Source organism: Ewingella sp. AOP8-B2-18, from assembly GCF_052376015.1.
Lineage (GTDB): Bacteria > Pseudomonadota > Gammaproteobacteria > Enterobacterales > Enterobacteriaceae > Ewingella > Ewingella allii.
The window spans coordinates 16642-26542 of record NZ_JBQSVB010000020.1 but is presented as its reverse complement, the minus strand read 5'-3'; the positions used below and the strand labels follow the sequence as shown (position 1 = coordinate 26542).

Below are 9901 nucleotides of genomic sequence, written 5' to 3'. Positions count from 1 at the left end.
AACCCTGATCCACCCAATCGCGATGGATGACGGTCTGCGTTTCGCAATCCGTGAAGGTGGCCGTACTGTTGGTGCAGGTGTTGTTGCTAAAGTTATCGCTTAATCGCTGATAATTTCTGCAATAGAAAAGAGGGTGCTTCGGCACCCTTTTTTTATGCCTGAGTGTTGCAGTAATAACGATTCTCATTTACAGTTAGCTCAGGTTTTGTTCGATGTGTGGTTTCTATGTACGTGTGTTTATGTAATAGCGTTAGTGATAAAACAATCCGTCAGGCAGTTCGTCGCTATCAGCCCCAAACGTTCCAGCAGCTTAGAAGTTTTGTTCCGGTAGGTACGCAGTGCGGTAAATGTATCCGCGTCGCGCGCCAGATAATGGAAGACGAATTGCAGCAGATTCCACAATTCGACAATATCGCTTAAAAATACCTCGCCAAATGTAAGCCTTTTCTTTGACTTACTCTGAACCGGATCTACGCTTTAGATACCGGAACGGAGGAGTTACCTATGAAAGGCGATAAAAAAGTCATTGCACACCTCAATAAACTTCTTGGAAATGAACTGGTTGCAATCAATCAGTATTTTTTGCACGCCCGAATGTTTAAAAACTGGGGTCTGATGAGACTCAATGGCATCGAATACCATGAGTCAATTGATGAGATGAAGCATGCGGACCTCTATATCGAGCGCATTCTCTTCTTGGAAGGCATTCCTAATTTGCAAGATCTCGGCAAACTCAATATCGGGGAAGATGTTGAGGAGATGCTGAAGTCAGATTTATTGCTTGAGCTCGACGGGGCCAAAGACCTGCGTGAGGCAATCGCCTACGCCGATACAGTCCACGACTACGTTAGCCGTGATTTGATGATTAACATCCTCGCTGACGAAGAACATCACATTGATTGGATTGAAACCGAGCTCGAACTCATTGGGCGCGTGGGGATCCAAAACTACCTTCAGTCTCAACTCAAAGAAGAATCACAGAAATAGCGATGTGCTTTATTAGAACGTCAGCCAGACAGAGTCACTCTGCTGGCTGATATACACAATAAGCCCCGCAGAGGCTAAGCTCGGGCCGAACGGAATTTGCTTAGTCATATGATTTCTCCTTTTGCTTACCAGTGCGAACACCATTCCCGTCAACGCAGCCAAAATGCATAGGTGCGGCAACATTTGCCAGCCAACCCAGACGCCCAGTGCCGCAAGCAGCTTGAAGTCACCATATCCCATCCCTTCCTTACCTGTGACTATTTTGACTCCCCAGTATAAAAACCATAAAGACAAGTATCCGGCCACCGCGCCATAAACTGCATCTTGCAGCGCCACGTTGCCTAAGAATGAATTGACCAGCAAACCTGCCCACAGTAGTTGCAATGTCAGGCTATCCGGCAGCAAGGATGTGGCAAGGTCAATCAGGCTCAGCGCCAACAGAAACCAAAACAAGATAAGTGCGGCGCATAAAGCCGCTGGGGTTGAGAGCATGAAAGAAAGTGCTAAAAAGCCTAGGGCGCACAGACCTTCATTAAAAGGGTAAAAGCCAGGGATCTTACTCTGACAGTAGTGGCATCTCCCTTTCAAAACCAACCAACTGAGCAGCGGAACGTTATGCCAACACCGCAAAGTGTGTTGGCAGGCAGGGCAATGGGAAGAAGGGAAAGAAAGATTAAATCTGTGTGTGGTAATTCTTTCCGCTCGAGCAATAATCAAAGGGATACGGTAAACCACCACATTGAGAAAGCTGCCGGCAAGCAGCCCGAAGAGAGTGATGCCGCTGTGGTAAAACCAACCCTGCGATATTACAGCACCACCAAGTAACTGCCATTCATCCATTTTGCCTTCCTCCATGAAGGGTATCTAAGCCGATTGCTGGCTAATCCTTCAGCGTAAGTTATCAGCAGAGAGGGGGAGGGGACGAGAGGTTTTTGTCTTTTGAAGGGCTTAAAAAGCCGTTCTGCGATCAGTGCTGGAAAGTGATGAGTGCAAAATAAAAGCATTTTGTTCGCCGTATTGGTTGCTTCCTACCTCTATTTACGTATAATGCGCGGGCTTACCTAATCTTGGTAAGCCTAATTCGATAAGGATTAGTTGATTAGCAATGCTGTACCGCTAATCAAACAATACTCCCGATATGGGGGTTATATGAAGAACGATTACACTCTCCCATCAATCGAAATGGGTTTGAGGAGTAATTATTTACGTTTAAAATAATTGGAGCTCTGGTCTCATGCAGAACCAAAGAATCCGTATCCGCCTGAAAGCGTTTGATCATCGTTTGATCGATCAATCAACTGCGGAAATCGTTGAGACTGCGAAGCGCACTGGTGCGCAAGTTCGTGGTCCAATCCCGCTGCCGACCCGCAAAGAGCGCTTTACCATTCTGATTTCTCCGCACGTCAATAAAGATGCGCGCGATCAGTATGAGATTCGCACTCACAAGCGTCTGGTTGACATCGTTGAGCCAACCGAGAAAACCGTTGATGCTCTGATGCGTCTGGATCTGGCTGCTGGTGTAGACGTGCAGATCAGCCTGGGTTAATCAGGGTCATTGAGCGATTGAGAGGTTGAAACAATGATTGGTTTAGTCGGTAAGAAAGTGGGTATGACACGTATCTTCACAGAAGATGGTGTTTCTATCCCAGTAACCGTTATCGAAATTGAAGCAAACCGCGTTACTCAGGTCAAAGACCTGGACAACGACGGTTACCGTGCTGTGCAAGTTACTACTGGTAGCAAAAAAGCTAACCGTGTAACTAAACCAGAAGCGGGTCACTTCGCTAAAGCTGGCGTAGAAGCTGGCCGCGGTCTGTGGGAATTCCGCCTTGCAGAAGGTGAAGAATTTACTGCAGGTCAGGACATTAGCGTTGAAATTTTCGCAGACGTTAAGAAAGTAGATGTTACCGGTACTTCAAAAGGTAAAGGTTTTGCTGGCACAGTTAAGCGCTGGAATTTCCGTACCCAAGACGCTACCCACGGTAACTCCTTGTCTCACCGTGTTCCGGGTTCTATCGGTCAGAACCAGACTCCGGGCAAAGTGTTCAAAGGCAAGAAAATGGCAGGCCAACTGGGTAACGAGCGTGTAACCGTTCAAAGCCTGGACGTAGTACGTGTTGACGCTGAGCGCAACCTGCTGCTGGTCAAGGGTGCTGTTCCGGGTGCTACCGGTGGCAACCTGATCGTTAAACCTGCTGTTAAGGCTTAACGTCGAGGAGATAGGAATGGAATTAGTAGTGAAAGACGCGCAAAGCGCGCTGACTGTTTCCGAAACTACCTTCGGGCGTGATTTCAATGAAGCGCTGGTACACCAGGTCGTTGTTGCGTATGCAGCAGGTGCCCGTCAAGGTACTCGCGCTCAGAAGACCCGTGCTGAAGTAACTGGTTCCGGTAAAAAACCATGGCGTCAGAAAGGTACTGGCCGTGCGCGAGCAGGTTCTGTAAAGAGCCCAATCTGGCGTTCCGGTGGTGTTACCTTCGCTGCAAAGCCACAGGACCACAGTCAAAAAGTAAATAAAAAGATGTACCGCGGCGCGCTGAAAAGCATTCTGTCCGAACTGGTACGTCAAGATCGCTTGATCGTAGTCGAGCAGTTCTCTGTAGAAGCGCCTAAAACTAAGCTGCTGGCACAGAAACTGAAAGACATGGCTCTGGAAGACGTGCTGATTGTAACTGGCGAAGTCGACGAGAACCTGTTCCTGGCCGCACGCAACCTGTACAAGGTTGATGTACGTGATGTAGCAGGTATCGATCCAGTAAGCCTGATCGCCTTCGACAAAGTCGTTATGACTTCTGACGCGGTGAAGCAAGTTGAGGAGATGCTGGCATGATTCGTGAAGAACGTCTGCTGAAAGTGCTGCGCGCGCCGCACGTTTCTGAAAAAGCTTCTACTGCGATGGAAAAGAACAACACCATCGTTCTCAAAGTTGCCAAAGACGCGACTAAAGCAGAAATCAAAGCTGCGGTTAAGAAACTGTTTGAAGTCGAAGTCGAAGACGTTAACACCCTGCTTGTTAAAGGCAAAGTGAAGCGTCACGGTCAGCGTGTTGGTCGTCGTAGCGACTGGAAAAAAGCTTACGTTACCCTGAAAGAAGGCCAGAATCTGGACTTCATCAGCGGCGCAGAGTAAGTCGGAGGAGTTTGAACAATGGCAATTGTTAAATGTAAACCTACATCTCCGGGCCGCCGCCATGTTGTTAAAGTGGTTAACCAGGAGTTGCACAAGGGTAAACCTTATGCCCCGCTGCTTGAAAAACTGAGCAAAAGCGGTGGTCGTAACAACAATGGCCGTATCACCACCCGTCATATCGGTGGTGGCCACAAGCAGCATTATCGTCTGGTTGACTTCAAACGCAACAAAGACGGTATCGCAGCAGTGGTTGAGCGTCTGGAGTACGATCCGAACCGTTCAGCGAATATCGCTCTGGTTCTGTACAAAGACGGCGAACGCCGTTATATCCTGGCGCCGAAAGGCCTGAAAGTGGGTGACCAGATCCAATCTGGCGTTGATGCAGCAATTAAGACAGGTAACGCCCTGCCTATGCGCAACATCCCAGTAGGTTCAACGGTTCATAACGTAGAAATGAAACCAGGTAAGGGTGGCCAGATGGCTCGTTCTGCTGGTGCCTACGTTCAGATCGTTGCACGTGACGGTTCCTACGTAACTCTGCGTCTGCGCTCTGGCGAAATGCGTAAAGTTCAAGTTGATTGCCGCGCCACCTTAGGTGAAGTCGGTAACGCTGAACATATGCTTCGCGTTCTGGGTAAAGCAGGTGCTGCACGTTGGCGTGGTATTCGTCCTACCGTTCGCGGTACTGCGATGAACCCAGTCGATCACCCACACGGTGGTGGTGAAGGTCGTAACTTTGGTAAGCACCCGGTAACCCCGTGGGGCGTTCAGACCAAAGGTAAGAAGACCCGTAGCAACAAGCGTACTGATAAATTCATTGTACGTCGCCGTAGCAAAAAATAATTAGAGGATAAGCCATGCCACGTTCTCTCAAGAAAGGTCCTTTTATTGACCTGCACTTGCTGAAGAAGGTAGAGAAAGCGGTGGAAAGCGGTGACAAGAAGCCTTTGCGCACTTGGTCCCGTCGTTCAACGATCTTTCCTAACATGATCGGTTTGACCATCGCTGTCCATAATGGTCGTCAGCACGTACCAGTATTTGTTTCCGACGAAATGGTCGGTCACAAACTGGGTGAATTCGCGCCGACTCGTACTTATCGCGGCCATGCGGCTGATAAAAAAGCTAAAAAGCGCTAAGGTAGGAGGAAGAGATGGAAACTATCGCTAAACATCGCCACGCTCGTTCTTCTGCTCAGAAGGTTCGCCTTGTTGCTGACCTGATCCGCGGTAAGAAAGTGTCGCAAGCTCTGGAAACTTTGGCCTACACCAACAAGAAAGCTGCTGGTTTGGTTAAGAAGGTACTAGAGTCTGCCATTGCTAACGCAGAACACAACGATGGCGCTGACATCGATGATCTGAAAGTCACGAAGATTTTCGTAGACGAAGGCCCAAGCATGAAGCGCATTATGCCGCGTGCTAAAGGTCGTGCAGATCGCATTCTGAAGCGCACCAGCCACATTACTGTGGTTGTGTCCGATCGCTGAGACTCTGGAGACTAGCAATGGGTCAGAAAGTACATCCTAATGGTATTCGACTAGGTATTGTCAAACCTTGGAACTCTACTTGGTATGCAAATACCAAAGAATTCGCTGACAACCTGGACAGCGACTTTAAAGTTCGCCAGTTCTTGACTAAAGAATTGTCGAAAGCTTCCGTTTCTCGCATCGTTATCGAGCGTCCAGCGAAGAGCATCCGTGTGACTATTCACACCGCTCGTCCTGGCATCGTTATCGGCAAGAAAGGTGAAGATGTCGAAAAACTGCGTAAGGTCGTAGCGGATATCGCTGGCGTTCCTGCGCAAATTAACATCGCCGAAGTCCGCAAGCCGGAACTTGACGCTAAATTGGTTGCTGACAGCATCACTTCACAGCTGGAACGTCGCGTTATGTTCCGTCGTGCTATGAAGCGTGCTGTACAGAACGCAATGCGTCTTGGCGCTAAAGGTATCAAAGTTGAAGTAAGCGGCCGTCTTGGCGGTGCTGAAATCGCGCGTACTGAATGGTACCGTGAAGGTCGTGTTCCGTTGCACACTCTGCGTGCGGATATCGATTACAACACATCTGAAGCGCACACCACTTATGGTGTAATCGGCGTTAAGGTATGGATCTTCAAAGGTGAGATCCTGGGTGGTATGGCTGCAGTTGAACAACCGGAACCGGCTGCTCAACCTAAAAAGCAGCAGCGTAAAGGCCGCAAGTAAGGAGAGTCGCTGATGTTACAACCAAAGCGTACAAAATTCCGTAAGGTGCACAAAGGCCGCAACCGTGGTCTTGCGCAAGGTACGGATGTGAGCTTCGGCACTTACGGTCTGAAAGCTGTTGGCCGTGGTCGTCTGACTGCTCGTCAAATTGAAGCAGCACGTCGTGCGATGACCCGTGCAGTTAAGCGTCAAGGTAAGATCTGGATCCGTGTATTCCCGGACAAACCGATCACCGAGAAGCCACTGGAAGTTCGTATGGGTAAAGGTAAAGGTAACGTAGAGTATTGGGTTGCCTTGATCCAGCCTGGTAAAGTCCTGTACGAAATGGACGGTGTGCCTGAAGAGCTGGCTCGTGAAGCCTTCCAGCTGGCAGCAGCCAAACTGCCTATCAAAACCACCTTTGTAACTAAGACGGTGATGTAATGAAAGCACAAGAGCTGCGCGAAAAAAGCGTGGAAGAGCTGAACACTGAGCTTCTTAACCTTTTGCGTGAGCAGTTTAACCTGCGCATGCAAACGGCAAGTGGCCAGTTGCAGCAAACACACCTGTTGAAACAAGTGCGTCGTGATGTTGCACGTGTGAAGACTTTACTGACTGAAAAGGCGGGTGCGTAATGAGTGACAAGATCCGTACTCTGCAAGGTCGTGTTATCAGTGACAAAATGGAGAAATCCATCGTTGTTGCGATTGAACGTTTTGTGAAACACCCAATCTACGGTAAATTCATCAAGCGTACGACTAAGCTGCACGTACATGACGAGAACAACGAATGCGGTATCGGCGACGTCGTTGAAATTAGCGAATGCCGTCCGCTGTCTAAGACTAAGTCTTGGACACTGGTTCGCGTTGTAGAGAAAGCGATTCTGTAATAGACTCGTCGTCTCAAAAATAGATAAACGGCTCATAACTGTGGGCCGTTTATTTTTTCTACCCATAATCTGGAACCGGTGTTATAATGCCGCGCCCTCATTTATGGGGATTTCTTAACGACCTATTCCTGGGTCCTAAAGTTGTAGTTGACATTAGCGGAGCACTAACATGATCCAAGAACAGACTATGCTGACCGTGGCCGACAACTCCGGTGCACGTCGCGTAATGTGTATCAAGGTTCTAGGTGGCTCGCACCGTCGCTACGCAGGCGTCGGCGACATCATCAAAATTACCATCAAGGAAGCAATTCCTCGCGGTAAGGTGAAGAAAGGCGATGTGCTGAAGGCGGTAGTGGTGCGCACCAAGAAGGGTGTTCGTCGCCCGGACGGTTCTGTCATTCGCTTCGATGGTAATGCATGCGTTATTTTAAACAATAACAGCGAGCAGCCAATCGGCACGCGTATTTTTGGGCCGGTAACTCGTGAACTGCGTAATGAGAAGTTCATGAAAATTATCTCTCTGGCACCAGAAGTACTCTAAGGAGCGAACCATGGCAGCGAAAATCCGTCGTGATGACGAAGTTATCCTGCTTACCGGCAAAGATAAAGGTAAGCGCGGTAAAGTAAAAAATGTCCTGTCTTCTGGTAAGGTCATTGTTGAAGGTATCAACCTGGTTAAAAAACATCAGAAGCCTGTACCGGCTCTGAACCAACCAGGCGGCATCGTTGAAAAAGAAGCTGCAATTCAGGTTTCTAACGTTGCTATCTTCAACGCGGCAACCGGTAAGGCTGACCGTGTAGGCTTTAGATTCGAAGACGGCAAAAAAGTCCGTTTCTTCAAGTCTAATAGCGAAACTATCAAGTAATTTGGAGTAGTACGATGGCGAAACTGCATGATTACTACAAAGACGATGTCGTAAAAAAACTCATGACTGAGTTTGGTTACAATTCTGTCATGCAAGTCCCTCGGGTCGAGAAGATCACCCTGAACATGGGTGTAGGTGAAGCGATCGCTGACAAGAAACTGCTGGATAATGCAGCAGCTGACCTGGCAGCAATCTCCGGTCAAAAACCGTTGATCACCAAAGCACGCAAATCAGTTGCAGGCTTCAAAATCCGTCAGGGCTATCCGATCGGCTGTAAAGTAACTCTGCGTGGCGAACGCATGTGGGAGTTCTTTGAGCGTCTGGTCTCTATTGCTGTTCCACGTATTCGTGACTTCCGCGGCTTGTCTGCTAAGTCTTTCGATGGTCGTGGTAACTACAGCATGGGCGTGCGTGAACAGATCATCTTCCCGGAAATCGATTATGATAAAGTCGATCGCGTTCGTGGTTTAGATATTACTATCACCACTACTGCGAAATCCGATGATGAAGGCCGCGCTCTGCTGGCTGCCTTTAACTTCCCGTTCCGCAAGTAAGGCAGGGTTACTAATGGCTAAGCAATCCATGAAAGCACGCGAAGTCGTTCGCGTGAAACTGGCTGACAAATACCGCGCTAAACGCGAGGAATTGAAAGCTATTATCTCTGGTGTGAACTCTTCCGACGAAGATCGTTGGGATGCGGTTCTTAAGCTGCAGTCTCTGCCGCGTGATTCCAGCCCGTCTCGTCAGCGTAACCGCTGCCGTCAAACTGGTCGTCCGCATGCTTTCCTGCGGAAGTTCGGGTTGAGCCGTATTAAGGTCCGTGAAGCCGCTATGCGCGGTGAAATTCCGGGTCTTAAAAAGGCTAGCTGGTAATTTTCACCAATTGAATCACGGGAGTAAAGACAGATGAGCATGCAAGATCCGATCGCGGATATGCTGACCCGTATCCGTAACGGTCAAGCCGCGAACAAAGTTGCGGTCACCATGCCTTCCTCCAAGCTGAAAGTGGCAATTGCCAACGTGCTGAAGGAAGAAGGTTATATTGAAGAATTTAAAATCGAAGGCGACGCCAAACCTGAACTGGAATTAGTACTGAAGTACTTCCAGGGCAAGGCAGTGGTAGAAAGCATTCAACGTATCAGCCGTCCAGGTCTGCGCATCTATAAGAAAAAAGATGAGCTGCCAAAAGTTATGGCCGGTATGGGTATCGCTGTTATTTCTACCTCTAAAGGTGTTATGACTGATCGTGCAGCTCGCCAGGCTGGTCTTGGTGGCGAGATTATCTGCTACGTAGCTTAATCGGGAGGAAAGAATGTCTCGTGTTGCAAAAGCACCCGTCGTCATTCCTGCCGGCGTAGAGGTAAAACTCAACGGTCAGGTTATTACGATTAAGGGTAAAAACGGCGAGCTGTCACGTACTATCCATGACGCCGTTGTAGTTAAACAGGAAGAAAACACCATCACTTTCGCTCCACGTGAAGGTTTTGTTGACGGTTGGGCCCAAGCGGGTACAACTCGTGCACTGTTGAATGCAATGGTTGTTGGTGTTACCGACGGCTTCACTAAAAAGCTTCAATTGGTTGGCGTTGGTTATCGTGCTGCCGTTAAAGGCAATGTGGTGAATTTAGCTTTAGGCTTCTCTCACCCAGTAGATCACCAGCTGCCGGAAGGCATCACTGCTGAATGTCCGACCCAAACTGAAATCGTGCTGAAAGGCGCTGATAAACAAGTTATCGGTCAGGTTGCAGCAGATTTACGTGCCTACCGTCGTCCTGAGCCTTATAAAGGCAAGGGTGTCCGTTACGCCGACGAAGTCGTGCGTACCAAAGAGGCTAAGAAGAAGTAAGGTAA

Annotated in this window: 20 protein-coding genes and 1 pseudogene; 20 read left to right on the top strand and 1 reads right to left on the bottom strand. The window is 48.8% G+C overall.

What is annotated here, in order from left to right; genetic code table 11:
* The 3 genes and pseudogenes from ACT3RR_RS22025 to bfr form a co-directional block, all read left to right on the top strand.
* A pseudogene (locus ACT3RR_RS22025) lies at nucleotides 1-103 on the top strand (EF-Tu/IF-2/RF-3 family GTPase); the annotation flags it as partial.
* A gap of 122 nt (nucleotides 104-225) precedes the next feature.
* Complete coding sequence (bfd, locus tag ACT3RR_RS22020) at nucleotides 226-420, top strand: bacterioferritin-associated ferredoxin (protein WP_353503554.1); 195 nt, start codon at nucleotides 226-228, stop codon at nucleotides 418-420.
* An 84-nt stretch (nucleotides 421-504) separates the two neighbouring features.
* On the top strand, nucleotides 505-987 hold the full coding sequence (bfr, locus tag ACT3RR_RS22015; RefSeq protein ID WP_353503553.1) for a bacterioferritin: 483 nt from the start codon (nucleotides 505-507) through the stop codon (nucleotides 985-987).
* Nucleotides 988-999: 12 nt separating this feature from the next.
* On the opposite strand, the gene ACT3RR_RS22010 is transcribed toward bfr, so the two are convergent.
* The gene (locus ACT3RR_RS22010) at nucleotides 1000-1827 is read right to left on the bottom strand and encodes a prepilin peptidase (RefSeq protein ID WP_353503552.1); all 828 of its coding nucleotides are present in this window, start codon (nucleotides 1825-1827) and stop codon (nucleotides 1000-1002) included.
* Nucleotides 1828-2221: 394 nt separating this feature from the next.
* Between ACT3RR_RS22010 and rpsJ the strand changes: the two genes are divergently transcribed.
* The 17 genes from rpsJ to rplF all read left to right on the top strand — a co-directional run bounded on the left by rpsJ (nucleotide 2222) and on the right by rplF (nucleotide 9896).
* On the top strand, nucleotides 2222-2533 hold the full coding sequence (gene rpsJ / locus ACT3RR_RS22005) for a 30S ribosomal protein S10 (RefSeq protein WP_009639175.1): 312 nt from the start codon (nucleotides 2222-2224) through the stop codon (nucleotides 2531-2533).
* A 33-nt stretch (nucleotides 2534-2566) separates the two neighbouring features.
* Nucleotides 2567-3196, top strand: coding sequence for a 50S ribosomal protein L3 (rplC, locus tag ACT3RR_RS22000; RefSeq protein ID WP_353503551.1), 630 nt, complete (start codon nucleotides 2567-2569; stop codon nucleotides 3194-3196).
* A 16-nt stretch (nucleotides 3197-3212) separates the two neighbouring features.
* Nucleotides 3213-3818, top strand: coding sequence for a 50S ribosomal protein L4 (gene rplD, locus ACT3RR_RS21995; RefSeq protein ID WP_353503550.1), 606 nt, complete (start codon nucleotides 3213-3215; stop codon nucleotides 3816-3818).
* Nucleotides 3815-4117 (top strand): 50S ribosomal protein L23, encoded by a 303-nt coding sequence (rplW, locus tag ACT3RR_RS21990; protein ID WP_034793691.1) that lies wholly within the window; start codon nucleotides 3815-3817, stop codon nucleotides 4115-4117. Before rplD ends, rplW begins: the two co-directional genes overlap by 4 nt.
* Nucleotides 4118-4135: 18 nt before the next feature.
* Nucleotides 4136-4960, top strand: a complete 825-nt coding sequence (gene rplB, locus ACT3RR_RS21985) for a 50S ribosomal protein L2 (protein ID WP_034793690.1) — start codon at nucleotides 4136-4138, stop codon at nucleotides 4958-4960.
* A 14-nt stretch (nucleotides 4961-4974) separates the two neighbouring features.
* Nucleotides 4975-5253: a 30S ribosomal protein S19 gene (rpsS, locus tag ACT3RR_RS21980; protein ID WP_004929772.1), complete on the top strand. Its 279-nt coding sequence runs from the start codon at nucleotides 4975-4977 to the stop codon at nucleotides 5251-5253.
* Nucleotides 5254-5267: 14 nt separating this feature from the next.
* The gene (rplV, locus tag ACT3RR_RS21975; RefSeq protein ID WP_004391423.1) at nucleotides 5268-5600 is read left to right on the top strand and encodes a 50S ribosomal protein L22; all 333 of its coding nucleotides are present in this window, start codon (nucleotides 5268-5270) and stop codon (nucleotides 5598-5600) included.
* 17 nt (nucleotides 5601-5617) lie between these two features.
* Entirely contained in the window at nucleotides 5618-6316 is a 699-nt protein-coding gene (rpsC, locus tag ACT3RR_RS21970; RefSeq protein ID WP_004929766.1) for a 30S ribosomal protein S3, read from the top strand.
* A 12-nt stretch (nucleotides 6317-6328) separates the two neighbouring features.
* Complete coding sequence (rplP, locus tag ACT3RR_RS21965; protein ID WP_009639183.1) at nucleotides 6329-6739, top strand: 50S ribosomal protein L16; 411 nt, start codon at nucleotides 6329-6331, stop codon at nucleotides 6737-6739.
* Nucleotides 6739-6930, top strand: coding sequence for a 50S ribosomal protein L29 (rpmC, locus tag ACT3RR_RS21960; protein WP_013573692.1), 192 nt, complete (start codon nucleotides 6739-6741; stop codon nucleotides 6928-6930). Before rplP ends, rpmC begins: the two co-directional genes overlap by 1 nt.
* Nucleotides 6930-7184 (top strand): 30S ribosomal protein S17, encoded by a 255-nt coding sequence (gene rpsQ, locus ACT3RR_RS21955; RefSeq protein WP_009639185.1) that lies wholly within the window; start codon nucleotides 6930-6932, stop codon nucleotides 7182-7184. The genes rpmC and rpsQ overlap by 1 nt, the downstream gene beginning before the upstream one ends.
* A gap of 169 nt (nucleotides 7185-7353) precedes the next feature.
* Entirely contained in the window at nucleotides 7354-7725 is a 372-nt protein-coding gene (rplN, locus tag ACT3RR_RS21950; RefSeq protein WP_008457164.1) for a 50S ribosomal protein L14, read from the top strand.
* 10 nt (nucleotides 7726-7735) lie between these two features.
* Nucleotides 7736-8050, top strand: coding sequence for a 50S ribosomal protein L24 (rplX, locus tag ACT3RR_RS21945; protein WP_034793679.1), 315 nt, complete (start codon nucleotides 7736-7738; stop codon nucleotides 8048-8050).
* Nucleotides 8051-8064: 14 nt separating this feature from the next.
* Nucleotides 8065-8604 carry a 50S ribosomal protein L5 gene (rplE, locus tag ACT3RR_RS21940; RefSeq protein ID WP_034793676.1) on the top strand — a complete coding sequence of 180 codons (540 nt, stop codon included), beginning with the start codon at nucleotides 8065-8067 and terminating at the stop codon, nucleotides 8602-8604.
* Between the two features lie 13 nt (nucleotides 8605-8617).
* Nucleotides 8618-8923 (top strand): 30S ribosomal protein S14, encoded by a 306-nt coding sequence (gene rpsN, locus ACT3RR_RS21935; RefSeq protein ID WP_013573696.1) that lies wholly within the window; start codon nucleotides 8618-8620, stop codon nucleotides 8921-8923.
* Nucleotides 8924-8956: 33 nt separating this feature from the next.
* Entirely contained in the window at nucleotides 8957-9349 is a 393-nt protein-coding gene (rpsH, locus tag ACT3RR_RS21930) for a 30S ribosomal protein S8 (protein ID WP_013573697.1), read from the top strand.
* A gap of 13 nt (nucleotides 9350-9362) precedes the next feature.
* A complete protein-coding gene (gene rplF, locus ACT3RR_RS21925; RefSeq protein WP_353503549.1) occupies nucleotides 9363-9896 on the top strand; it encodes a 50S ribosomal protein L6 in 534 nt (177 codons plus the stop codon).
* Nucleotides 9897-9901: the final 5 nt, after the last annotated feature.

What these genes read in the sequence shown, in the direction of transcription:
- bfd (WP_353503554.1), top strand. Translation starts at nt 226, where the DNA reads ATGTACGTGTGTTTATGTAATAGCGTTAGTGATAAAACAATCCGTCAG.
- bfr (WP_353503553.1), top strand. Translation starts at nt 505, where the DNA reads ATGAAAGGCGATAAAAAAGTCATTGCACACCTCAATAAACTTCTTGGA.
- ACT3RR_RS22010 (WP_353503552.1), bottom strand. Translation starts at nt 1,827, where the DNA reads ATGGATGAATGGCAGTTACTTGGTGGTGCTGTAATATCGCAGGGTTGG.
- rpsJ (WP_009639175.1), top strand. Translation starts at nt 2,222, where the DNA reads ATGCAGAACCAAAGAATCCGTATCCGCCTGAAAGCGTTTGATCATCGT.
- rplC (WP_353503551.1), top strand. Translation starts at nt 2,567, where the DNA reads ATGATTGGTTTAGTCGGTAAGAAAGTGGGTATGACACGTATCTTCACA.
- rplD (WP_353503550.1), top strand. Translation starts at nt 3,213, where the DNA reads ATGGAATTAGTAGTGAAAGACGCGCAAAGCGCGCTGACTGTTTCCGAA.
- rplW (WP_034793691.1), top strand. Translation starts at nt 3,815, where the DNA reads ATGATTCGTGAAGAACGTCTGCTGAAAGTGCTGCGCGCGCCGCACGTT.
- rplB (WP_034793690.1), top strand. Translation starts at nt 4,136, where the DNA reads ATGGCAATTGTTAAATGTAAACCTACATCTCCGGGCCGCCGCCATGTT.
- rpsS (WP_004929772.1), top strand. Translation starts at nt 4,975, where the DNA reads ATGCCACGTTCTCTCAAGAAAGGTCCTTTTATTGACCTGCACTTGCTG.
- rplV (WP_004391423.1), top strand. Translation starts at nt 5,268, where the DNA reads ATGGAAACTATCGCTAAACATCGCCACGCTCGTTCTTCTGCTCAGAAG.
- rpsC (WP_004929766.1), top strand. Translation starts at nt 5,618, where the DNA reads ATGGGTCAGAAAGTACATCCTAATGGTATTCGACTAGGTATTGTCAAA.
- rplP (WP_009639183.1), top strand. Translation starts at nt 6,329, where the DNA reads ATGTTACAACCAAAGCGTACAAAATTCCGTAAGGTGCACAAAGGCCGC.
- rpmC (WP_013573692.1), top strand. Translation starts at nt 6,739, where the DNA reads ATGAAAGCACAAGAGCTGCGCGAAAAAAGCGTGGAAGAGCTGAACACT.
- rpsQ (WP_009639185.1), top strand. Translation starts at nt 6,930, where the DNA reads ATGAGTGACAAGATCCGTACTCTGCAAGGTCGTGTTATCAGTGACAAA.
- rplN (WP_008457164.1), top strand. Translation starts at nt 7,354, where the DNA reads ATGATCCAAGAACAGACTATGCTGACCGTGGCCGACAACTCCGGTGCA.
- rplX (WP_034793679.1), top strand. Translation starts at nt 7,736, where the DNA reads ATGGCAGCGAAAATCCGTCGTGATGACGAAGTTATCCTGCTTACCGGC.
- rplE (WP_034793676.1), top strand. Translation starts at nt 8,065, where the DNA reads ATGGCGAAACTGCATGATTACTACAAAGACGATGTCGTAAAAAAACTC.
- rpsN (WP_013573696.1), top strand. Translation starts at nt 8,618, where the DNA reads ATGGCTAAGCAATCCATGAAAGCACGCGAAGTCGTTCGCGTGAAACTG.
- rpsH (WP_013573697.1), top strand. Translation starts at nt 8,957, where the DNA reads ATGAGCATGCAAGATCCGATCGCGGATATGCTGACCCGTATCCGTAAC.
- rplF (WP_353503549.1), top strand. Translation starts at nt 9,363, where the DNA reads ATGTCTCGTGTTGCAAAAGCACCCGTCGTCATTCCTGCCGGCGTAGAG.